The organism is Nocardiopsis sp. CNZ308 (assembly GCF_004217075.1).
On the sequence record NZ_SHKJ01000001.1, the window covers coordinates 2,857,664 to 2,879,807 of the forward strand.

Sequence of the window (22,144 nt, forward strand, 5' to 3'; positions counted from 1 at the left end):
ACCGCGCCGTTCTGCGATCCGGAAAGCGAGCGATACGGGACGTGGCCAAGCAACCGCGCACTCACCACAGGTGGGACCTCCTCGGCAGGGAGGGGGACCCGGTTCCGTGGTCTGCCTACGACGTACGCTCGCTCAGGTCGTTCTACGAGGGGCTGGCGGACGCCGCCGAGCAGGCCGCCGCCGACCTGCGCAGGCTGGACAAGGGGCGACTGGGCGAGGGCAGCACCGTCGAGGCCCTCAAGGAGCTCATCGAGGAACTGCCCAAGTACCTGGACAAGGCCCACGACGCCTACGAGAAGGGCTACAAGGCCCTCGACGCCTGGACGGGCGCGCTGGAGACGGCCCGCGAGCAGAGCGGGATCATCGTCTTCGAGGCCGAACAGGCCTACCTCGCCCTGGAGGACCCCGAGGCGTGGAAGCAGGAGACGGACGGCGACGACCCCGTCCGCGACGCCTACGTCACGCGCCTCCAGACCGTGCTCGGCGACATGGACGACGCCGTCGGCACCTGCAAGAACGCCCTGGAGGAGGCCAAGCAGGGCGACCCGAACGAACTGTGGGGATGGCTCGACGCGATCGTCACGTGGGTCGAGGAGAACCCCCTCGTCTACGCGGCGATCCTCGTGGTCGGCGGTATCGCCGCCATCTTCATCCCGGGCCTGGGCATCGCCCTGGCCCTCGGCGCGCTCGCGATCAGCGCGTCCACCCTCCACCGCGAGGGCAAGCTCGGGTTCAACATGGAGACGGTCACCACCCTCGGCCTGGACCTGATCTCCCTCGTCCCCGGCGGTGTGCTCCTGCGCGGCGGACGCGCGGTGACGCGGGGGGTGTCCGCCGCCGCCCCGCGTGTGACCGGAAGCATCTCCTCGGGAGTGCGCAGCGCCTCCTCCGCGGTACGGGGCGCCACCAGCGGGGTGCGGGGCGCGGTGGGCGGCAACCGCGCCGTCCGGACCGTCACGTCGACGGTGAGCCGCGTCAGCCGGGACCACCCGGTCATCTCCACGACCATCACCACCGGCGCCCGGGACACCGCCGTCGGCATGGGCTCCTCGATCGCGGTCCAGATGGCGGCCGGTACCTCCTGGGAGGACATCGACCTCGGGTACGAACTCGCCAGCGCCGCCGCGACCAACGTGCCCGGCGCCGCCGTGGGCGCCGCCCGCGACCACGGATCGCTGCCGTCCTTCCTCGGCGGCTCCGACGGTTCGGGCGGCGGCCCCGGCCCCGCCTCGGGGTCCGACCCCGCGCCCACGGCCGGCGACGGAGCGTCCCCGGGACCGGCCGCCGCCCCGGACGCTCCGGATGCGGCCGGGGCCTCCGCCGACTCCGACACGGCCGGGACCCGGACCACCCCGGACACGGGCGGGGCCCCGACGACCCCGGACACGGGCGGGGCCCCGACGACCCCGGACACGGGCGGGGCCCCGACGACCCCGGACACGGGCGGGGTCCCGACGACTCCGGACACGGGCGGAATCCCGTCCGCTCCCGACACCGGCGGTGCTCCCGCCACCGCCGACACGGGCGGTACCCCCGCAGCCACCGATCCCCTCCCTCCCGCCGGGGACGGACCGAACGCCTCCCCGCAGGGCGGTACGGCCCCCTCCGGCGCCGTCGACGGGACCGGGGCCCCGGACATCCCGACGTCCTCCGGCGAGACCGCCCCGTCCAACCGCACCGCGGACACCTCCACCGAGGGAGGCTCCCCGCCCGGCCACCCGTCCGCCGACGCGGGCGGCGGTCCCGGCCCCGAAGACCAGCGCTTCGAGGGCGGGTACGGGGGCTCCACGGGTGGGGCCAACGCCGCGGGTGAGGGCGTGCGCCTGCCCTCCCAGCGTCCGGGCCAGCCCGGGGAGCCGACGGTCGACGACCGCGCCCCGTACCGGAACGACGCCCCCACCGCCGGGCGGCCCGGCGGGGAGTCCTCGGCCACCTCCGACCGGACGGGCGCGGACGAGGGGACCGCGGCTCCCGCGGGGCCGCGGGCGGAGGACACTCCGCTCCGCCCCGGCGACGGCGTGCCCGCGGGCACGCACGACGGCACGGGAGCGGCGGAGGGCCGCACCGCGGCCTCCGGCGACTTCGGCGAGTACCGCACCAGCCGGGGGCCGGACGGGGAGCAGAACGTCTCCTACCGCTATCCGGCGGACGGCGGCGACTACACCATGAACGTCACCCGCGACGGAGTGGACGTCGGCGGCACCTCCGTCCGGCGCACCGAGGACGGGTTCCAGGTGACCGGCGCGGACGGCTCGTCCGTCACCGCCTCGCGCGGCTCGTCCGGAGGCGTCACCCTGACCGGCCCGGACGGGGTTCCCGGGGCCTCCTACCGGGACGGCGAGGTGCGCGTCCCCACCGCGGACGGGGACGTCACCGTCTCCCGGGACGGGAACGGCTCCACCATCCGGACCGGCGACGGGCTCACCGTCCAGCAGCCCCGCGGCGACGGCGACGTCCGCATCACCCCGAACGGAGACCGACCGGTCGACCTGCGGTTCGGGGACGGGGGCCCGGAGATCACCCGGCCCGGGAACGACGGCTCCTCCGCCGTACCGCGCACCCGGGTGACCGACCCCGCCACCGGCAGGAGCACGGAGATCGGCTCCGACGGCTACCGGCTCGACACCGGGGGCGGGACCTCCCAGAGCTACGACCGCGGGACCGACAGCGCCACCGTGGAGTCCGGCGACACCCGGGTCCGGGCCGACCAGCACGAGATCAGGGTGACCGACGGCGAGCGCGGAGTCGACCTGCGGCAGAGCCGTGACGGTGTGGGCACCGCCGCGGGCGCCGACTCCAGCGCGGTCGTCCGTTCCGACGGCAGCGCCGAGATCAGGACGAACAACCCCACGCTGACCCCGCGGGCCGTCCAGGACGCGAACGGCCACGTCACCATCGGGGACACCCGTACCGCGCCGGGGCGTGTCCGCACCGAGGACGGCGCCACCGTCGGGATCACCGAACGGGACGGCCGGACCGTGGTCGAGGTGCGCGGAACCGACGGGGCCACGCGCTCCTACGGCACCGACGGCCGCCCCCACGGCCCCTACCCGCCGCTGCGCACCGATCCCGCGACGGGCCAGCCCTGCGTGCTCACGGGCGGCACCAGGGTGACCCTCGTCCAGGGCACGGACCCCGCGCTGCGGGTGGACACCCCCCAGGGCTGGACCGTGACCACCTCGCGCGACGGCCAGTCCTCCGTGAGCACGCCTCCGGACGCCCGGGGCGACCGGCTCCAGACGGTCCGCAACCCCGACGGTTCCACCGCGATGAGGACCGGCGACCACTGGGTCGTATCCGGATCCGAGTCGCCCGGCGGCCCCGGGCGCGTGGTGGCGGGCGGACCCGACGGCGTCCACGCCCGCAGCTCCGCCGACGGCGCCCACGTGTCCGACGGGACGACGCGGACGGACGCCAGACCGGGGACCTCCCCCGGTCTGGGGAGGGGGGAGACCACGCACGCGGCTCCCCCGTACGCGCCGGTGGCCGAGCACTCGGGCACGGGAGGCCGCGTGACCACCGACGACGGGGTCACCGTCCACACGCGCGCGGACGGGCTCCGGGTGGACGTGCCCCGCGACGCGGACCGCACCGTCCGCGACGGCGACCGCACGATCGGAGTCGGCCCCCGCGGCACCGACGTGCGCGGGCCCTCCCCGGACGGCCCGGGCAGCCCCCCGCCGCGCGCGGGCGGGACCGCCGGGGACGCGGGCCGGGTTCCGCCGCGCTGGCACGCGTCCGCGGACTCCGAAGGAGGCATGACCGGACACACCCGCCCCGACCACGGCGTCAGCGTGCGACCCGAAGCGGGCCGGCTCCCGAACCCGTTCCGCGGGTCCGACGAGGTCAGCTTCCGCGCGGGGGACGTCGAGGGCGCCCAGACGCGCTCGGGCCGGACCACGGTCACCGACGGCGACGGCAACACGGTCCGGGACGGCCGGGGAGGGGTCCGGGTGGACGGCGGTGACGGCCGCCCCGCCCTGCGCGTCACCGACGACCACGTCCGGGTCACCACTCCCGAGGGCGCGCAGCACCGGGTGGACGTTCCCGGCGCCCGCGCCGACGGCGGCGGCGTCACCGGCACGCCCCGCACCGACGGCGCCCCGGGCGTCCGGCCCGACGGTGACGGGGCTCCCGCCCGCACCGACGACACCACCGGTGCCTCCGGCGGCCGGCGGGACGGTGACTCCCCGAGCGGGGACCGCCCCCCGGTGCGGCCGAGCCTCAACAGCTTCGGCGCCATGGTGGAGGAGATGCGCCTGACGCTCGCCAAGAACTTCGTCAACGTCCTCGGCGGCCTGGGAGTGGAGATCGCCTGGCAGGAGTTCGCCGACGGCGACTTCACCGGGACCGACGTCGTCCAGGCCGTCGTGCAGCTGGGCACCGCCGTTCCCAAGGGGCTGGCCGAGGGCCAGCTCTCCGGGACCACCGCGCTGCCGACGGACGGCGTGGGTTCGCACCTGTCGGCCTTCCCGCTGGAGATGGGCCACCAGGCGATCCGCAACGACCTCCGCGACCTGATCACGAACGAGTACCTCGACGAGGAGGTCGCCATCGCCGCGGAGAGGGAGGCCGTCGGCGGACAGGCCGCGTTCCTGGAGGGCGAGCTGATCCCCGAGCTGAGGGCGGAGATCGAGGCCGCCCGCGCGGACGGGAAGCGTCCGGAGGACCTGGAGAGACTGAACGCGGTCCTGGACGCGGCCGAGGCGCTGAGCGCGGACCTGGCCAAGAGGGACGCCGAACTCGACGAGAGGGTGAACCTCCTCTAGGCCCCGGACCGCACACACACCGAGGAAGGAGACACACATGGCCCGTGTCGTGAGGATCGACATCGGCGCCCTGGAGGAGATGGAGCGCTCCCTGGGGCGCATCCAGAACGCCTTCGCGGGCGAGAACGTCGAGAGCCCCGAGGACAGGTCCGAGGACATCGGCCCCGGCGACCTCGTGGACAAGGCCAAGGACTACGGCGAGGACTGCAAGAAGAACTACGAGCGCCAGGCCGAGGACCTGGGCGCCCTGCTCCAGGCGATCACCCCGGTCATCGACAGCTTCCGGGAGGCCGACGAGAAGCTGGGCGGGAGCCTGACGGAGGGCGACAAGCCCGCTCCCCCGCCCCACCAGGTCTCCGTCTGACCCCGAGGCCGTAGAGGAGAGGCACCTCCATGCCCTACCAGTTCGAAGAGGACGTCCCCAAGGTCGACATCCTGTTCGACATCGCCGTCCCCGAGACGTGGACGCAGTACGACCTCAGCGGGGACGCCCTCGCCCGGCTGCGTGCCCAGGCCGTCGAGATGCACGGGAACAGGCCCGAGGAGCTGGACGCCCTCAACGACATGTTCGGTGACATCGCCCAGGTGACGAGCGACGTGGTCGGAGCGGGCCTGCTGGCGGCGGCGGGTGTCTTCGAGGAGTACGACGACGGTTTCTTCATGGCGACCGTCTGCGTGTTCGCCTTCCCCGCGGGGAAGGGAGCGCACGCCATGGACCCGATCCGGATGATCGAGCACGTCTACCCGGACACCGCCACCGCGCGTGAGGGCACCTGGCTGCGCAAGGACGTGGTCGACCTTCCCGAGTCCGGTGCGGGGACGTGCGGTCGCGTCCTCGGCATCGCCGACCACGACCTGGAGGACGCCGTCGTCCGGTCGGTGGTCATGCACACCGCCTTCGAGCTCCCCGGGCTCGACAGACGCGTCATGGTCAGCTGCACCAGTCCGAACTCCCAGCAGGTCGAGGAGGTCCTGGACCTCTTCGACGCCGTCACCGGAAGCGCGCGGTTCCGCCTCCGCGAGGTCGAGCCGACCACCTGAGAGGCACCGGAACCAGCGGCGAACGGGGCGAACCACCCCGCCGGATGACGTATCCACCACAATGGTGCCCGCGGAGGCGGCCCGGGCTCCCGCCACGGCCGCGCCGACCGGGCACGAGCGACCCCGACCCGCACGACCAGACCAGCAGGAGGCACACATGCCCGTGTACAACGTCGACAGCGACAAGACCGAGGAGACCTCGTCCTCCCTCATCCAGGAGTTCAACGAGTTCACCGAGCGTCTGGAGGGCATCAAGAGCAAGGTTGACGGCCTCATCTCGGACGGCTACAGCACCCCGGCCGCCGAGAAGCACTTCCGCCCTTTCTTCGAGGAGTTCAACACCGGTTTCGAGGGTGTGAACAAGGGCCTCGAAGGCATCGGCAAGTACATCAAGACCGTCGGCGAGACCTTCAGCGAGACCGACGACAAGCTGGGCGAGGGCCTCAGGGGCTGATCCCGGCGAGGGAGACCCCGGCATCACCCGGAAGGCGGGGCGGCGCCTTCGCGCCGTCCCCGCCACGACCCGACGACGAACCCGGAAGCAGTCCCACCGTGCGCCTCCTCTTCACAGCGACCCCAGCCACCGGTCCGGCCGGGGAAGGCCCCGACGGCAGCGGCCCCGTGGCGTCCTCCGCCCTGCGCCTGGACGTCCTCGTCGACGCCGATCCCAGCTCCACGGTGCGCCAGCTCGCCGAGGCCGTCGATCCGATGGTGCGCACCCTGCCCCGCCCGCCCGGCCAGGACGTGCCGCTGTACCTGGGCGACCGGCTCGTGGACCCGTCCGCCTCCCTGGCCGACGCGGGCTTCCTCGACGGTTCCCTCGTCGGCGTGGGCGGTCCCGCACCGGTCAAGGGCGAGCCGCCCGGCGTGGTCGAGGTCCGCGTGGTCTCGGGCCCCGACGCCGGGCGCGTGGCCCGCCTCGACCCCGGCGACTACGTCGTCGGCGACGACGAGGTCGCCGTGCTCGCCGTGGAGTCCGAGGGCTACTGGGCGCGGATCCGGGTCGTCCCGGACGGGACCGTCACCATCCTGGGCACGAGCGGGGGCCGGGGATGCTCCCTGGAGGGCGACGAGGTCGGCCCGGACACCGTCTGGCCGCAGGGCGAGCAGCTCACCCTGGGCGGCACCCTCTTCGAGGTGTGGCCCAACCACCGTCCCGACGCCTCCGTGGTGGCCTCCGACGACGGCACCGGGCTGGACTACAACCGCCCGCCCCGCCTGCACCCGGCGCCCACCAAGACCAGGTTCAAGCTGCCCGCCCCGCCCGAACCGCCGGACCGCCCGATCACCCAGTTGATCATGATGATCCTCATCCCGATCACCATGGCGGTCGGCAGCGCGCTCATCATGGGCCGTCCCCAGTACCTGCTCATCGGCCTGCTCGCCCCCGTCTCGGTGCTGTTCATGCAGATCATGCAGCGGCGCACCACCAAGGCGCGCTACGACAAGCAGCTCACCGAGTACGAGGAGAAGAAGGAACGCGTCACCCGCGACGCACGCGACGCCCTCGTCGCCGAACAGCGCAAGCTCCGCGACACCTGCCCCGACCCCGCCGCCGTGCTGCTGCTGGCCACCGGCCCGCGCGCACGGCTGTGGGAGCGCCGCCAGATCGACGAGGACTTCACCCAGCTGCGCGTGGGCACAGGCAGCATCCCCTCCCAGGTGGTCCTGAGCGACCCCACCAAGGACGAGCACCGCCGCGACGTCACCTGGGACATGCGCGACGTCCCGGTGAGCGTGTCGGTCAAGGACAACGGGGTCGTGGGCGTGGCCGGGCGCGGAGAGGGGGCCGAGGCCCTGGAGCGCTGGCTGGTCGCCCAGCTCGCCGCCCTGCACAGCCCCGCCGAACTGCACCTGTACCTGCTGTCCATGGAGGGCGACCACAACCGCTGGCGCTGGACCCGTTACCTGCCCCACCTGCGCGGCGACCGCCCCCAGCTCTCGCTCGGCCGGATCGGCATCGACGCCACCACCTGCGCCCGCCGGGTGTCGGAGCTGCTCATGCTTCTGGAGGCCCGCCAGCAGGCCCGCCGCGACCTCGCCGACCAGCCCGCGGTCGTGGTCGTGCTCGACGGCGCCCGGCGCATCCGCTCGCTGCCCGGTGTGGTCCAACTGCTGCGCGAGGGCCCCGGCGCCGGGATCTACGTCCTGTGCCTGGACGCCGAGGAGCGCCTGCTCCCCGAGGAGTGCCAGGCCGTGGTCAGTTCGACCCCGCACGGCATGCGCCTGCGCCGCACCTCCTTCGACAACGTCGAGGATGTGCGCGCCGACGTGCCCTCCGCGGCCTGGGCCGAACGGCTGGGCCGCGCCCTGGCGCCCATGCGCGACAGCAGCGTCGGCGAAAGCGGCGGCGCGCTCCCGCGCAGCGCCCGCCTGCTCGACGTCATCGGCCTGGAACCGCCCAACGGCGAGGCCGTCGCCGCCCACTGGGCCTCCGGAGGGCGCAGCACCGTCGCCACGCTCGGCATGGGCCTGGACGGCCCGTTCTCGGTGGACGTGCGCCGGGACGGCCCGCACGCCCTCATCGCCGGTACCACCGGTTCGGGCAAGTCCGAGCTGCTCCAGACCCTCGTGGCCTCCCTGGCGGCGGTCAACCGCCCCGAGTCCATGTCGTTCGTGCTGATCGACTACAAGGGCGGCAGCGCGTTCAAGGACTGCGTGGAACTGCCGCACACCGTCGGCATGGTCACCGACCTGGACACCCACCTGGTGAGCCGGGCCCTGGTGTCGCTGGGCGCCGAACTGCACCGCCGCGAGCACATCCTCGCCAAGGCCGGGGCCAAGGACATCGAGGACTACCTGGAACTGCTGGACCGCGATCCGCGCATGCCGCGGATGCCCCGCCTGATGCTGGTCATCGACGAGTTCGCCTCCATGGCCCGCGAGCTGCCCGACTTCGTCAAGGGCCTGGTCAACATCGCCCAGCGGGGCCGCTCCCTGGGCATCCACCTGGTACTGGCCACACAGCGCCCCGGCGGTGTGGTCACCAACGACATCCGCGCCAACACCAACCTGCGCATCGCCCTGCGGATGACCGACGAGGCCGAGAGCAGGGACGTCATCGACGCCGTCGAGTCCGCGCACATCGGCATCGACACCCCCGGCCGCGCCTACGCGCGCCTGGGGCACGCCTCCCTGCTGCCCTTCCAGTCCGGCCGGGTGGGCGGGCGCAGGGTCGTGGCCGCGGCCAACGCCTCCGACCCGGTCGCGCACGCCGTGAAGTGGTCGGACCTCGCACTGCCCGCGCCCGCGACCGTCCAGGGCCCCGCCGACACCGGCGACGTGGAGGTCACCGACCTGACCGTCCTGGTCGCCGCGGTCAAGGAGGCCGCCGAGCGGTCGGGCGCCCTCCGCCAGCCCAGCCCGTGGCTGCCCGCGCTGCCCACCGCGCTCACCCTGTCCGAGCTGCTGCGGGGCCGTTCCCCGCAGGCCGTGCACGGCCGGGTGCAGCCCGCTCCGGTGGGGCTGGTCGACGTGCCCGCCCAGCAGCGCCAGTTCCCGTACGTGTTCGACCTGGGCAGGACGGGACACCTGCACATCATGGGCTCGGGCCGCACCGGCCGGTCCCAGACGCTGCGCACCATCGCCGCGTCCCTCGCCCTGGCCCACCACCCCGGCGACGTGCACATGTACGGTCTGGACTGCGGCAACGGCGCCCTGCTGCCGATGGAACGGCTCCCGCACTGCGGCGCGGTGGCCCAGCGCACGCAGGGAGAGCGGGTCGTGCGCCTGCTGGGCATGCTCGGCGAGGAGCTGGACCGGCGCCAGAAGCTGCTCGCCTCGCACGGCTGCGCCGACCTGGAGGAGCTGCGCGCCAAGCTGTCACCGGACGAGCGCCCCGCCCACGTGGTGCTGTTCATCGACCGGGTGGACGCCTTCGAGCAGGCCTTCGGCGAGTACAACTACGGCGCCCTGGTGGAGGGCGTCACCACCCTCATGCGCGACGGGGCGGGCGTGGGCGTGCACGTCGTGGCGACCGGCGACCGCCTCCTGACCCGCACCAAGTACTCCTCCACCACCGAGGAGCTGCTGGTGCTGCGCTGCAACGACAACGGCGACTACAGCGCCGCGGGGCTCAACGCCCGCTCGCTGCCCGAGGAGATCCCCGACGGCAGGGCCTTCCGCGCCGGGGACGCCATGGAGGTCCAGATCGCCCTGCTCAACCGCGATCCGCAGGGCGCCGTGCAGGGCGCCGAGCTGGGCCGTATCGCCGACTTCGTGTCCCGGCGGCCCCAGGAGGGCGTCGGACCGCGCCCGTTCCGGGTGGACGTCCTGCCCGACCAGCTCACCTACGCCGACACGGCCCGCTACCGTTCCGGTTCCCCGCGTCCGCTGCACGCGCTGCTGGGTGTGGGCGGCAACGAGCTGACCGCGATCAGCGCCGACCTGTCACGCGTCCCGACGTTCCTGGTGAGCGGACCGCCCCAGTCCGGGCGTTCCAGCATGCTGGCCACGATGGCCAGGTCGCTGCTGGAGGCCGGCACCGAGCTGCTGCTGGTCACCCCGCGCTCCTCGCGCCTGGCGGACCTGCGCCACCAGTCGGGGGTCCAGGGGGTCCTGGACGCGGCCGAGCCCAAGCTCTCCCAACTGCACGAGGCGCTGGGCCGGTTCCAGGGTGAGACCGCCGTGGTCGTGATCGACGACGCCGAACTCCTCCTCCAGAGCGACCTCGGCAAGGAGTTCACCCGTATAGCCCGCGGCATGGTCGGCGCCGGGTGGGGCATCGTCGCGGCGGGCACCAACGAGGCCCTCCAGGGCGGCTTCAACGGGTGGCACGTCCACCTCAAGCGCAACCGCGTGGGAGCCCTGCTCTCGCCGCAGGCCCAGAGCGACGGCGAGGTGCTGGGCATGCGCCTGCCCAAGGGAGTGCCCAGTCCCCGCCTCACACCCGGCACCGCCTACCTGCACCTGGGCGACGGCCGTATCCAACAGGTCAGGGTGCCGCTGCCGTGACCGCCACCGGCCGCCCCGAGCGGGGCGGCCGGACCAGAACCGGTGATATCCATGAGTGTGCCCCCTCCTCCCCTTCCCCTCTCCGGGGGAGGACCCCGTGCCCCCCGACCCCGCCCCGAACGAGACCTGTGAGCAGACAGCAGTGAGTACGCACCCCTCAGCCGTCACTCTCCCCGCGACCGCGACCGAACTGACCTCCACCGACCCCGCGCGCATCGGCCCCTACCGGCCGCTCAGGCGCCTGGGCTCCGGAGGGATGGGCGTCGTGTACGCGGCCCGTGACCAAGACGGCGCTCTGGTCGCGGTCAAGCTCATCCACCCCGAGTACTCCGCCGACCCGGAGTTCCGGGCCCGCTTCGCCCGCGAGGTGGAGCTCCTGCGCCGGGTGGGCGGCGCCTGCGCCGTGCCGCTGCTGGCCGCCGACACCGAGGCCGAACGGCCGTGGCTGGTCACCCCGCTGGTGCGGGGCATGACGCTCAGCGCCTACATGCGCAAGAACGGTCCGCTGGGCGAACAGCTGCTGCTCGGCCTGGCCGCCGGGGTGGCCGAGGCGCTCGCCCAGATCCACGAGGTCGGCATCGCCCACCGCGACCTCAAACCCGCCAACATCGTGCTGTCCCCGGAGGGCCCCCGCGTCCTGGACTTCGGCGTGGCCCGCGCGATCGACCAGACCGCGCTGACCCGCACCGGGTCCGTGCTGGGCTCACCCGGCTGGATCAGCCCGGACCACTACCGGGGCGCGCCCCCCAGCACCGCCGACGACATCTTCGCCTGGGGCGCGCTGATCGCCTACGCGGCGACCGGGCGCCCGCCGTTCGGCACCGGCGACCCGGCGGCCGTCGCGCACCGGGTGATCAGCGGCGAACCCGACACCGCGGGCTTCACCGGCCCCCTCGCGGACCTGGCCGCCCGTGCGCTCAGCAAGGAGGCGTCCGAGCGGCCGACGGCGCTGGAGCTGGTCGGCGGGGTGGTCGCCGCGGGCAATCCGGGGCGCTCCTACGCCCCCGTGGAGTCCGCCGCGGCGGCGGGCGGCGTCATGGCCGCCGTGGTCGACCACACCTGGCAGGGCGTACAGGCCGCTCCCGAGCGCGAGTTCGCGGTGGCCCCCGAGCGGAGTTCCGGGGGCTCGGGCAGGGTGCTGGCCCTGGTCGGCGCCACCCTGGGCGCCCTGGTCCTGCTCGCGGGGCTGGCCTTCGGCGGCGTGGCCCTGGCCAGCAACTGGGACTCCCTGCCGATGGCCGCCTGGTTCGGGGGCGAGTCGGCCGACGCGGCCGACGCGCAGCCGACCGCGGAGGAACGGCGGCGCCCGGGGCCGGTGGGCCAGGAGCCTCAGGAGAGCGCCTCCCCTTCCGAGGAGCCCTCCGCGAGCCCCTCCGAGGAGGCGTCCCAGAGCGAGGAGGATGAGGAGGGCTCCGGCGGCGGCTCCACCACCACGACGGCCGCGGTGGGCGCCGGGGTGGGCGCGAGCGGAACGCGCCCACCGGGCGAGCACGTCGTGGCCTTCCAGCCCTCCGGCGGCTCGGGGCAGTACGCCGTGCTCGACGGCGCCACCGTGGTGTGCGCGTGGAGCTTCTGCCAGAGCCAGGGCGGATCGGTCGGCGACGGCGGCGCCGGTTCGGTCGCCTCCAGCCCCTCGGCCCTGACCGGCTACGTCAACCAGGGCAGCCGCGTCATCACCGCCGAGGTCACCTACACCACCGGCGCCGACGGCACCGTCACCATCACCCGCCTGGTGGAGCGGCACAGCACCAGCGGTACGGGCACCCCGCCGTGGTAGGGGCCGGAACTCGAAACGACGGGAGAGACATGCCGAAGACCCTCGTACGCGGGGCCGCCGCCGTGGCGGGCCTGGCCCTGACCATGGCGGTGGGCACCCCCGTGCCCGCCACCGCCGCCTCCTACGGCGGCCAGTGCGGGAGCGGATACGGGGTGGTCAACGAGGCCTCCGTCAACGGGGGCACCGTCTTCCTCACCTACAACAACTCCAACGGCCGCAACTGCGTCGTCGTCGTGCGGACCGACCCGGGCAGCGCCGTCAACATGGACGCGGCCCTCAAACGCAGCGACTCCACCTCCTGGGACACCGACCCGGGCGACTGGACGGAGTACGCGGGCCCGGTCTACGCCGACGCCGCCGGCCACTGCGTGGACTGGGGCGGCGTGGTCGGCGACGAGTGGGTCCTGCGCAACGGCACCAACTGCGGCTGACACAACAGGAGAGGGCGCTTGTGAACGTGCACCACCCGTGGTGGATGAACCCGGTCAACACCCTGCTCAGACCCTTCGACAACAGCCTGGGGGCGGCCGAGGGCGCCTTCGACGCCATGCTGGCGGAGGCCTCCGCCAGCAGCGGGCTCCCCTGGCCCTCCGACGAACCCTTCCTCTCGGACACGCGCGTGCTCCACGACGCCTGGCAGGCGGTGCCCGGCGTCACCCCGATCGGCCGGATCGGCCTGCGGGGCGAGATCCGGCGGCGGCTGGAGACGCGCCTGCGCATGCTCCACCTGCTCGACGCCAACCCGGAGGTCGCGGCCCAGCCCGTCGAGCGGCCGGTGTTCATCACCGGACTGCCCAGGACGGGCACGACGTTCGGCCACGGCCTCCTGGCCCAGCACGTCCGGGCCCGCGCCCCGCGGCTGTGGGAGATGCTGAGCCCGGTCCCCGACACGGGCAGGCCCGGGGAGCGCACCGTGGGCAGGCGCGAGCGCCTCGCGCTGGCGCGGAGGCTGGTCCGGGGCATGGACGCCATGGGACCGGGGTTCCAGACGATCCACCCCATGCACCCGCTCGAACCCGAGGAGTGCGTCTTCCTCCTGCCGCAGGGGATGTTCTTCCACGTCCGCGCCGCCTCCCCGGACTACCGCGCCTGGGTCGAGGGGCGCGACGCCACCCCCGACTACGCCTACCTCAAACAGCAGCTCCAGGCGTTGCAGTGGAAGCGGCCCGCGCGACGCTGGGTGCTCAAGTCGCCCCTGCACCTGCTCAACCTGGACGCCCTGCTCAACGTCTTCCCCGACGCGGTGGTCGTCATGACCGACCGCGATCCGGCGCGGGCCATGGCGTCGTGGGCCAGCCTGACCGAGACCTCGATGCGCATCCACAACAGCGACGTGGACCCGCACTGGATCGGCCGCGAGTGGCTGGGGATCTGGGCGGCGGGCGCCGAACGGGCCCGCCGCGTGCGCCGTGAGCACGGTCCGGAACGCTTCCTGGACCTGCCCTACGGCGAGCTGACCTCCGACCCGCTCGGGGCGGCCGAACGCGTCTGGAGCGGCCTCGGCGAGGACTTCGACCCCGACACCCGGGCCCGCACGCTCGCCTACACGCGCGCGGACCGGCGCAGGAACCCGGGCGGCCACCGGTACGACCTGGAATACTACGGCCTCACCGCCGAGGAGGTGCACGCGGCGTTCGGCCCGGACCTGACCGGCGCCGAGGCGGCCCGCGCCGGAGGGGGCGGGACCTGAGGGGACGCGGTGCGCGCCCGGCCGGACCCGGCCCACGCCGTGGCGTGCGCCCGGTCCGGACCGGGGTCGCGTCCGCGCTGCCCGGTCCGGACCGGGTCGGCGTCCGCGCCGTCGCGGCCCCGGCGACCTTCCGGACGGCCTCCGCGACCGCACGGCGTCAGCGCGCCGTGCGGCCCAGCGGCCGCCACGACCACCAGACGGCCGTCCACGCGGCCAGGCCCAGCCCGGTGCCGGTGACCGCCCCGACGAGCAGGCACCGCACGAGGTCGTAGCCGCTCACCTGCGCGCGGTCGGACAGACCGCCCGCCACGGCGCCCGCCACCGCGCACACGGCGAGGGCGGACAGGGCCAGGACGCGCACGCGGTCGCCGGGGGCGGCCCCGGAGCGCTCACCCGCCTCCCGGCCCGCGAGCCCGGCGCCCGCGCGGCGGGCGCGCTCGCGGTGGACCCACCAGGCCAGGACGGCCAGGCCGCCCGCCGAACTCGCGTACATCAGCACGTTGTAGAGCAGGTGCGGGCCCGCCACCGGAGTGCTCAGCAGCGGCCAGGCCCGCACCAGGGCTCCGCCCGTCTGGGTGAAGGAGTCCCAGGCCATGTGCGTGACCGAGCCCACCGCCAGCGCCGCGGCGGTCAGCGCGGCCGCCCGCGCCGTCTCCCGCGCCGACCGGGGAGCCCGGACGCGCGGGAACCGCGTACGTGCTCCGGCCAGCGCGTGCAGCGCCGGCCGGAGCACGTACGCGTACACCGCCAGCACGGCGCCGCCGAGCAGCACGTCCAGCCACAGCCCCGCGGGGCCGTGCGCGGTCGCCGCGGCCACGGGCAGCGGCAGGTAGTACGGCAGGTCCGGCGCCACCGACCCGACGACCAGGGCCGCCGGCGGCAGTCCGGTACGCGCCAGGGGCAGGACCGCCGCGACATGGCTGGGGGTGAAGGGCACGTCGTCCTTCCTCGGCCGGGGCCCGCGCGGGCCCCGGCGGGCCTGGCTACTGCGCGTCCAGGTACTGGTAGGTGGCCAGGGTCCCCCCGATGAGCACGAAGACCTCGTAGGGGGAGACCGTGTCCTCCGGGGAGTCCGACCCCGCGAGCCCTCCGTCCCGGGCGTAGCAGAGGTAGGGGGCCCGTTCCGCGCCCGGCTCGACGGCCACGACGTCGTCCATGTCGCAGTACACCGCCTCGACTCCGTGGTCGAAGCGGATGGTGTCCTCGACGACCTCGCGCACGGTGGGCAGCTCCGGGTACTCGAACCGGAAGGCGGCGCCGCCGTCCCCGGCCAGGACCGGGAACTGCATGTCCAGGCCGCCGTAGGTGAGGGTGCAGCTCAGGCCCGGTTCGACGGGTTCGGTCATCTGCTCGGGACACGCGGCGGCGGCGCCCGGATCGACGCTGGAGGCCTTGCGGGTCACCTCCGTCAGCAGGGCCCAGGCCGCCCGCTCGGACACCGACGCGGAGGCCTCGGGCTCGGGGGGCAGGGCGGACTCGTCCACCTGGGGTCTGGAGATGGGAACGGGTGCTTCGACGAGGAGCCCGGCGAGCTCCTCCTGGGACAGCGCCTCCGGCGGAGTGCCCTCCGCGGCGGTCGTCTCCTCGGCGGCCTCTTCCGAGGGCGCCGAGGCCTCCGCGGGGTCCTCCCCGCCGCCACAGGCGGACAGGGCGAACACGAGCGAGAGGGAGACCGCCGGGGTAAGGGCGAAGCGGCCGTGAGGGGGGAAGAAGGGCATCTCTGTCCTTTTCGTCCTTGGTGGGGGTGGGGGGAGGGGGATGCCAGTGGACCGTGAAAAGCATGGGGTGGCCCGCCATTCCGACTCCCGTCACCCTCCGTCGGTTCACCGAATACCAGGAGTGTGTTCCACTTCACTGAAAGAACGCGTGTGGTGACACTTCGGTGAAACGCGGAACCCATGAGGAGCCGAAGACCCCTGAGGCGTCCGCCCCGGCCGTGAGCAGGGGAGGAGGCGCGCACACGCCGCCGCGGCCGTGCGCGTGCGCCGCAATCCCCGGGGGCGGGGGCGTGGCGGCGCGGGAGGAGGGGTCCGGCGCGTCCTCCGGCGGGCCGGGGCCGGCGCCGGGGTGTGCCGCGCCCCACACCCCGGGGCGGCGCGACCGAACGAGATTCTCTACCATCCACTATATGGACGTCCCTGAGAGCGGGGCCGCCGGATCCGGCGCCCCCAACCCGGCCGACGGGTTCCCCGCCGCCACACACGAGCGGTGGCGCGAACTCGTGGCGGGGGTGCTGCGCAAGAGCGGTGTCCCCGAGGACCGGCTCGCCGACACACCCGAGTCGGCACTGGCCACGCACACCTACGACGGGTTCGACATCGAACCCCTCTACACCGGCGACCCCCCGGCCGCCGACCCCGGCTTCCCGGGGCTGCCCCCCTTCACCCGGGGCCACCGGCCCGGCGGGTCGGTCCCCGAGGGCTGGGACATCCGCGCCCGCCACACCGACGCCGACCCGGACGTCCTGCGGCGGCGCCTGCACGCCGACCTCATGAACGGCGTCAGCTCGCTGTGGATCGCCGCCGGCGGCACCGGCCTGCCCGTCTCCGCGCTCGGCCGGGCCCTCGGCGACGTCCACCTCGACCTCGCGCCCGTGGTCCTGGACGCCGGGGCCGACCACGCCGACGCCGCCACCGCGCTGCTCGACGCCCACGCCGACGCGGGCGTCCCCGACGGCCGGATCATCTCCCACCTGGGCATCGACCCCCTCGGCACCGCGGCCCTGGCCGGTGAGCGCCCCGACGTCATGGACCCCGCCCGCCTGGCCGCGGAGCTGGCCCGCGGGCGCCCCGGCCTGGGGCTGTTCGTGGCCGACGGCCGCCTCGTGCACAACGCGGGCGGCTCCGACGCCCAGGAACTCGGCTTCGCCGTCGCCGCGGGGACCGCCTACCTGCGCGCCCTGCACGCCGCCGGGATGGACCTGCCCGACGCCGCGCGGCGCATCGAGTTCCGCCTGGCCGCGAACGCCGACCAGTTCGGCGTCATCGCCAAGCTGCGCGCCGCCCGCGCCATGTGGGACCAGGTCCTCGACGCCAGCGGGGTGCCCGCCGACCAGCGCGCCATGCGCCTGCACGCCGCCACATCCGAGGCGATGATGACCCGGCGCGACCCCCACGTGAACATGCTGCGCACGACCGTGGCCTGCTTCGCCGCCGGGGTCGGGGGAGCCGACGCGGTCACCGTCGCCCCCTTCGACTCCGCCGTGGGCCTGCCCGACGACTTCGCCCGCCGCATCGCCCGCAACACCCAGTCCCTGCTCATCGAGGAGTCCCACTTGGCGCGGGTCATCGACCCCGCCGGAGGCTCCTTCTACGTCGAGGCGCTCACCCGCGACCTGTACCGGGCGGGCTGGGCGTTCTTCCGGGAACTGGAGGCCGGGGGCGGGGCCGCCGAGGCCGTCGAGCACGGCCTGCTGCGCGAGCGCGTGGACGCGGTGTGGACGCGCCGCCGCCTCGACCTCGCCCACCGGCGCTCCCCGCTCACCGGCGTCAGCGAGTTCCCCAACGCGGACGAGGTCCCGCTGGTGCGGCCCGCCGACCCCACCCGCCCTCAAACGACGCCTGCGGCGCGGTCCCGCCCGCTGGCCCCGGGCCCCGGCGGGTTCCCGGTGCGCCGCTACGCCGACGACTACGAGGCGCTGCGCGACCGCAGCGACGCCCGCGCGGGCGACACCGGCCGACGGCCCACCGCCTTCCTGGCCACGCTGGGCCCGGTCGCCGCGCACACGGCCCGCGCGTCCTTCGCGGCCAACCTGCTGGCCGCGGGCGGCATCGCCTCCCACGAACCCGGCCCGCTCGACGGCGCCGCCGCCGTCGCGGAGGCCTTCGCCGCCTCGGGCAGCCGCGTCGCCGTGCTCTGCTCCTCCGACGCGGTCTACGCCGAGCAGGCCGGGGACGCCGCGCGGGCGCTCAGGCGCGCGGGGGCCCTCCGGGTCCTGCTCGCGGGCGCGCCCGACGACGCCTACCGCGAGGCCGGGGTCGACGCCTTCGCCCACCGGGGGTGCGACGCCGTCGCCCTCCTCACCGACCTGGTCGACGTCCTGCTCACCGATCCGCCGGCACCGTCCGCCACTGCCGAGGGAGCGCACGCATGATCCCCGACTTCTCCGACGTCCCGCCGCGGCTCCCCGCCTTCTCGGGCGACACCGCCTCCGGACACGCCGCCTGGCAGAGAGCGCTGGAGGCCGGCACCGGCAAGGCCGCCGACGCCCTGGAGTGGGAGACCCCCGAGGGCATCGGCGTCAAGCCGCTGTACACCCCCGCCGACCGCGCGGGCCTGGACTTCGTGGACGGACTGCCCGGCATCCCGCCCTACCTGCGCGGGCCCTACCCGACCATGTACGTCAACCAGCCGTGGACCATCCGCCAGTACGCCGGGTTCTCCACCGCCGAGGAGTCCAACGCCTTCTACCGGCGCAACCTGGCCGCCGGGCAGAAGGGCCTGTCGGTCGCCTTCGACCTGGCCACCCACCGCGGCTACGACTCCGACCACCCCCGGGTGGCGGGCGACGTCGGCATGGCGGGCGTGGCCATCGACTCCATCTACGACATGCGCCAGCTGTTCGACGGGATCCCGCTGGACAGGATGAGCGTGTCCATGACCATGAACGGCGCGGTGCTGCCGGTCCTGGCGCTCTACATCGTGGCCGCCGAGGAGCAGGGCGTCCCGCCGGAGAAGCTGTCCGGGACCATCCAGAACGACATCCTCAAGGAGTTCATGGTCCGCAACACCTACATCTACCCGCCGCGGCCGTCGATGCGGATCATCTCCGACATCTTCGCCTACACCTCGCAGCGGATGCCGCGCTTCAACTCCATCTCCATCTCCGGCTACCACATGCAGGAGGCCGGGGCCACGGCCGACCTGGAGCTGGCCTACACCCTGGCCGACGGCGTGGAGTACATCCGCGCCGGGCAGCGCTCCGGGCTGGACGTGGACGCGTTCGCGCCGCGCCTGTCGTTCTTCTGGGCGATCGGCATGAACTTCTTCATGGAGGTCGCCAAGCTCCGCGCCGCCCGCCTGCTCTGGGCGCGCCTGGTCAGGGACCTGGGCGCGACCAGGGACAAGTCGCTGAGCCTGCGCACCCACTCCCAGACCTCGGGGTGGTCGCTCACCGCCCAGGACGTGTTCAACAACGTGGTCCGCACGTGCGTGGAGGCGATGGCCGCCACCCAGGGGCACACCCAGTCGCTGCACACCAACGCCCTGGACGAGGCGCTGGCCCTGCCCACCGACTTCTCCGCGCGCATCGCCCGCAACACCCAGCTGCTGCTCCAGCAGGAGTCGGGCACCACCCGCGTCGTGGACCCCTGGGGCGGCAGCTACTACGTGGAGCGCCTCACCCAGGAGCTGGCGGCCAAGGCCTGGGAGCACATCCGGGAGGTGGAGAAGGCGGGCGGCATGGCCGCCGCGATCGACGCCGGGCTGCCCAAGATGCGCATCGAGGAGGCCGCCGCCCGCACCCAGGCGCGCATCGACTCGGGCCGCCAGCCGGTGATCGGCGTCAACAAGTACCGCCCCGACACCGCGGACGAGATCGAGGTCCTCAAGGTCGACAACTCCCGGGTGCGCGCCCAGCAGCTGGAGAAGCTGCGCCGCCTGCGCGAGGAGCGCGACGAGGACCGGGTGCGCGCCGCGCTCGACGCGCTCACCGCGGCCGCCGGGGGCGGGTCCCGGGCGGACGAGGCCCTGACGGGCAACCTGCTGGCGGCGGCGGTCGACGCGGCCCGCGCCAAGGCCACCGTGGGCGAGATCTCCGACGCCATGGAGAGGGTCTTCGGCCGCCACTCCGGGCAGATCCGTACGATTCAGGGTGTGTACAGGGACGAGGCGGCGGGCAGCGCCGACGCGGCCGACCTCATGGAGCGCGTGACCCGCCGGGTGGAGGAGTTCACCGAGGACGAGGGCCGCCGCCCCCGCATCCTGGTGGCCAAGATGGGCCAGGACGGCCACGACCGGGGCCAGAAGGTGATCGCGACCGCCTTCGCCGACCTGGGCTTCGACGTGGACGTCGGCCCGCTGTTCCAGACCCCGGCCGAGGTCGCCGCGCAGGCCGTGGAGGCCGACGTGCACGTGGTCGGGGTGTCCTCCCTGGCCGCGGGGCACCTGACCCTGGTGCCCGCGCTGCGCGAGGAGCTGGCCAGGCTGGACCGCGGGGACATCATGATCGTGGTGGGCGGGGTCATCCCCCCGGCGGACTTCGCGCCGCTGCGGGAGGCGGGCGCGTCGGCGATCTTCCCGCCGGGGACGGTCATCGCCGAGGCCGCCGTCGACCTGCTCGACCAGCTGGAGGAACGGCTGGGGTAGGGGAGACGCCAGGGGGCCGACCGCGGGGCCGGCCGCCCCGGCGGCGCGGGCACACGGAGGACGCGGCGGGCGAGGGCCCGGCAGGGGCAGGACCGGCCGGGCCGGGACGCGGCCCCCGGGCCGGGAAGAGGGAGGCAGGCGTGGCGGAGCAGGGTTCCGTGCCGGGCGCGCGGCGTTCGGGGCGGCGCCGCCCGGTGGACGTGGACGCCCTCGCCGAGGGGGTCCTGGCCGGGCACCGGCCCACCCTCGCGCGGGCGATCACCCTCGTGGAGTCCCGCCGCCCGGACCACGCGCGCGCCGCGCAGGAACTGCTGGTGCGGCTGCTGCCGCACACGGGCGGGGCCCGCCGGGTGGGGATCACCGGGGTCCCCGGCGTCGGCAAGTCCACGTTCGTCGACGCGCTGGGCACCCGACTGACCAAGGCCGGGCACCGGGTGGCGGTGCTGGCCGTGGACCCCTCCTCCACGCGCACCGGAGGCAGCATCCTGGGTGACAAGACCCGGATGGAGCGCCTGGCGGCGGACCCCAACGCGTTCATCCGGCCCTCGCCCACGGCGGGGACCCTGGGCGGCGTCGCCCGGGCCACGCGGGAGACCATGCTGCTCATGGAGGCGGCCGGGTTCGACGTGGTCCTGGTGGAGACGGTGGGCGTCGGCCAGTCCGAGGTCGCGGTCGCCGCCATGGTGGACTGCTTCTGCTTCCTCACGCTGGCCCGCACGGGCGACCAGCTCCAGGGCATCAAGAAGGGCGTGCTGGAGCTGGTGGACGTGGTCGCGGTCAACAAGGCCGACGGACCGCACGCCGACGACGCGCGCAAGGCGGCCCGCGAGCTGTCGCGGGCGCTGCGGCTGCTCCAGCCGGTGCACCCGGACTGGCGTCCGCCGGTCCTCACGTGCAGCGGCCTGACCGGCGACGGGCTCGACGAGGTGTGGGACGCCGTGACCCGGCACCGCGCGGTGCTGGAGAGCGACGGCGCGCTGGCCGAGCGCCGCAGCCGCCAGGGGGTCAGCTGGATGTGGGACCAGGTCCGCGACCAGCTCATGGACGCCTTCCTGCGCGATACCCGGGTGGCCTCGCTCCTGCCCGGGACGGAGGAGCGGGTGCGGTCGGGGGAGACCACGGCGACCCTCGCCGCGCGCACGCTGCTGGACTCCTTCACCCGGGACCGCGGGTTCCCTCCGCCGGGTGGACCCGGAGGAGGCGCGGGGCCGGAGCGCGGCACGGAGCCCTCCCGGGACCCGGGTCCGTCCGACGGGTGAACGCCGGGGAGGCGCGGCCCCGCGCCTCCCCGGACGGGACGCGGGTTCCGTCCATCGGGTGAACGTTCCGTGACGGCGGCGCCGCCGTGCAGCGTTGCCCGGGCGTCCATGGCACATCCCATGTCATGAAATGACCCGGGGACAACGGTAGATAACGGGCGCTCACCGCCGAGTTCGTGCCCAGGAGGCGAAAATTTCTTCCGGTATGCCATTCCCGAACGGGCGGTTCGCTTATACCGTGTGTGTCCAACGACTTACCAGGCTCGCGGACGTACCATACGCTCCCCCCTGACGTCGGACCGGCTCTGTGGGAGTGGCGCCGGTCCGGGTGGGCGTGGTCCGCCGGTCT

General features: G+C 74.5%; 13 protein-coding genes. 11 read left to right on the forward strand and 2 right to left on the reverse strand.

Translation table 11 applies throughout. From position 1 onward, the window contains the following. Positions 1-41: 41 nt before the first annotated feature. From EV372_RS12440 to EV372_RS12475, 8 genes are all read left to right on the forward strand, one after another. Positions 42-4,769 carry a hypothetical protein gene (locus tag EV372_RS12440; RefSeq protein ID WP_130396129.1) on the forward strand — a complete coding sequence of 1,576 codons (4,728 nt, stop codon included), beginning with the start codon at positions 42-44 and terminating at the stop codon, positions 4,767-4,769. A 37-nt stretch (positions 4,770-4,806) separates the two neighbouring features. Then, complete coding sequence (locus tag EV372_RS12445) at positions 4,807-5,133, forward strand: hypothetical protein (RefSeq protein WP_130396130.1); 327 nt, start codon at positions 4,807-4,809, stop codon at positions 5,131-5,133. A gap of 29 nt (positions 5,134-5,162) precedes the next feature. After that, the gene (locus EV372_RS12450; RefSeq protein ID WP_130396131.1) at positions 5,163-5,810 is read left to right on the forward strand and encodes a hypothetical protein; all 648 of its coding nucleotides are present in this window, start codon (positions 5,163-5,165) and stop codon (positions 5,808-5,810) included. Positions 5,811-5,967: 157 nt separating this feature from the next. Beyond that, positions 5,968-6,264, forward strand: a complete 297-nt coding sequence (locus EV372_RS12455) for a WXG100 family type VII secretion target (protein WP_017563317.1) — start codon at positions 5,968-5,970, stop codon at positions 6,262-6,264. A gap of 167 nt (positions 6,265-6,431) precedes the next feature. Further along, a complete protein-coding gene (locus tag EV372_RS12460; RefSeq protein WP_486483973.1) occupies positions 6,432-10,763 on the forward strand; it encodes an FtsK/SpoIIIE domain-containing protein in 4,332 nt (1,443 codons plus the stop codon). Positions 10,764-10,905: 142 nt separating this feature from the next. Further along, the gene (locus EV372_RS12465) at positions 10,906-12,540 is read left to right on the forward strand and encodes a serine/threonine-protein kinase (protein WP_130398897.1); all 1,635 of its coding nucleotides are present in this window, start codon (positions 10,906-10,908) and stop codon (positions 12,538-12,540) included. Positions 12,541-12,569: 29 nt separating this feature from the next. Then, positions 12,570-12,971, forward strand: coding sequence for a spore-associated protein A (locus EV372_RS12470; protein WP_130396133.1), 402 nt, complete (start codon positions 12,570-12,572; stop codon positions 12,969-12,971). A gap of 20 nt (positions 12,972-12,991) precedes the next feature. Then, positions 12,992-14,230: a sulfotransferase family protein gene (locus EV372_RS12475; protein WP_130396134.1), complete on the forward strand. Its 1,239-nt coding sequence runs from the start codon at positions 12,992-12,994 to the stop codon at positions 14,228-14,230. Between the two features lie 157 nt (positions 14,231-14,387). On the opposite strand, the gene EV372_RS12480 is transcribed toward EV372_RS12475, so the two are convergent. Both EV372_RS12480 and EV372_RS12485 read right to left on the reverse strand, forming a co-directional pair. Beyond that, positions 14,388-15,167 (reverse strand): DUF4184 family protein, encoded by a 780-nt coding sequence (locus tag EV372_RS12480; protein WP_130396135.1) that lies wholly within the window; start codon positions 15,165-15,167, stop codon positions 14,388-14,390. A gap of 46 nt (positions 15,168-15,213) precedes the next feature. Further along, a complete protein-coding gene (locus EV372_RS12485; protein ID WP_130396136.1) occupies positions 15,214-15,948 on the reverse strand; it encodes a hypothetical protein in 735 nt (244 codons plus the stop codon). 410 nt (positions 15,949-16,358) lie between these two features. On the opposite strand from EV372_RS12485, the gene EV372_RS12490 reads away from it, so the two are divergent. The 3 genes from EV372_RS12490 to meaB all read left to right on the forward strand — a co-directional run bounded on the left by EV372_RS12490 (position 16,359) and on the right by meaB (position 21,795). Then, the gene (locus EV372_RS12490; RefSeq protein WP_130396137.1) at positions 16,359-18,323 is read left to right on the forward strand and encodes a methylmalonyl-CoA mutase family protein; all 1,965 of its coding nucleotides are present in this window, start codon (positions 16,359-16,361) and stop codon (positions 18,321-18,323) included. After that, on the forward strand, positions 18,320-20,536 hold the full coding sequence (scpA, locus tag EV372_RS12495; RefSeq protein WP_130396138.1) for a methylmalonyl-CoA mutase: 2,217 nt from the start codon (positions 18,320-18,322) through the stop codon (positions 20,534-20,536). The genes EV372_RS12490 and scpA overlap by 4 nt, the downstream gene beginning before the upstream one ends. Before the next feature lie 140 nt (positions 20,537-20,676). Beyond that, positions 20,677-21,795, forward strand: coding sequence for a methylmalonyl Co-A mutase-associated GTPase MeaB (gene meaB / locus EV372_RS12500; RefSeq protein ID WP_130396139.1), 1,119 nt, complete (start codon positions 20,677-20,679; stop codon positions 21,793-21,795). Positions 21,796-22,144: the final 349 nt, after the last annotated feature.

Excerpts from the sequence above, each read along its gene's own strand:
- EV372_RS12445 (WP_130396130.1), top strand. The coding sequence starts at position 4,807 with ATGGCCCGTGTCGTGAGGATCGACATCGGCGCCCTGGAGGAGATGGAG.
- EV372_RS12450 (WP_130396131.1), top strand. The coding sequence starts at position 5,163 with ATGCCCTACCAGTTCGAAGAGGACGTCCCCAAGGTCGACATCCTGTTC.
- EV372_RS12455 (WP_017563317.1), top strand. The coding sequence starts at position 5,968 with ATGCCCGTGTACAACGTCGACAGCGACAAGACCGAGGAGACCTCGTCC.
- EV372_RS12470 (WP_130396133.1), top strand. The coding sequence starts at position 12,570 with ATGCCGAAGACCCTCGTACGCGGGGCCGCCGCCGTGGCGGGCCTGGCC.
- EV372_RS12485 (WP_130396136.1), bottom strand. The coding sequence starts at position 15,948 with ATGCCCTTCTTCCCCCCTCACGGCCGCTTCGCCCTTACCCCGGCGGTC.
- EV372_RS12490 (WP_130396137.1), top strand. The coding sequence starts at position 16,359 with ATGGACGTCCCTGAGAGCGGGGCCGCCGGATCCGGCGCCCCCAACCCG.
- scpA (WP_130396138.1), top strand. The coding sequence starts at position 18,320 with ATGATCCCCGACTTCTCCGACGTCCCGCCGCGGCTCCCCGCCTTCTCG.